The 930-nt window shown below is 42.7% G+C and carries 1 protein-coding gene; it reads right to left on the reverse strand.

The window, feature by feature from the left end; all coding sequences use genetic code 11:
* Positions 1-89: 89 nt before the first annotated feature.
* A complete protein-coding gene (locus H5162_RS21080; protein ID WP_145235628.1) occupies positions 90-632 on the reverse strand; it encodes a GbsR/MarR family transcriptional regulator in 543 nt (180 codons plus the stop codon).
* Between the last annotated feature and the right edge of the window lie 298 nt (positions 633-930).

Consider the following 930-nt stretch of genomic DNA (forward strand, 5'->3'; position numbering starts at 1 on the left):
TAGAACCTAGAACCTAGAACCTAGAACCTAGAACCTTGAACCTAGCTCCATAAAGCTCGCTAACTTTACTCTCGTCCCTCGCTAACTCTTCATTTCTTCAATATCTTATCTTTAAAGTCGAGTACTTTACCAATACCTGAGCCTAGCTTCATTAAGCTTTGTAGCTGTTCAGGGCTTAAGCGCTGTAGTTCTGAAGACCATTTGGTGACGGTTTCGAGTAGGTCATGAATTTCATGCATTTGTTGCTGGGCAAACTTTTCATCGTCGTTGGTTGCAGGCTCTAACAAATTATCTCTGAGTAAACTGAGAGTAGGATCAATCTCACGCTTTTTACGCTCTTCAAATACGCGGTTTGCCATATCCCAAATACTGCCAGCGGGTGCGTAGTATTCTTTTCTGTCACCTGGAATATGCTGCACTTTAATTAAGCGCCAAGATTGTAATTCTTTGATACCCATACTGACATTACCGCGAGATATACTCAGGGCGTCGGCGATTTCGTTCGCTGTCATTGGCTCTTTGGTTATGATCAATAAACCACACATTTGGCCGATTGTGCGATTAAAACCCCAACGACTGCCCATTTCGCCACAGTGCATTACAAAGGCAAAGTTCTTATCTGATAACGTCATTGCTTCTCAAGTTTCAATAAATAATGAAATTAATGCTAGCACGCTGAATATGTTTAGCAAGATTTACTGAGCAATACGCTTAATTTTCCTTGGCTGAATCAAGCCTATGGGATTATGTGCTGGTACTAGGGCGTGTTGACCTTTGTGGATTAAAATTTGTTCACTCTAGGGGGGATTTAATGGCGGCGCGAGATTTGTAACCTAGTGGGCTAAGTAAAAATCGAGCAACAAAGAGTTAATCGCCCCTAGGAAGAACCCTAAGGGCAGCGCGTGTTTGGCATTGATGCTGCGTTATCGC

Source organism: Pseudoalteromonas sp. SR41-8, assembly GCF_014163915.1.
Taxonomy (GTDB): domain Bacteria; phylum Pseudomonadota; class Gammaproteobacteria; order Enterobacterales; family Alteromonadaceae; genus Pseudoalteromonas; species Pseudoalteromonas rhizosphaerae.

Excerpts from the sequence above, each read along its gene's own strand:
- H5162_RS21080 (WP_145235628.1), bottom strand. The coding sequence starts at position 632 with ATGACGTTATCAGATAAGAACTTTGCCTTTGTAATGCACTGTGGCGAA.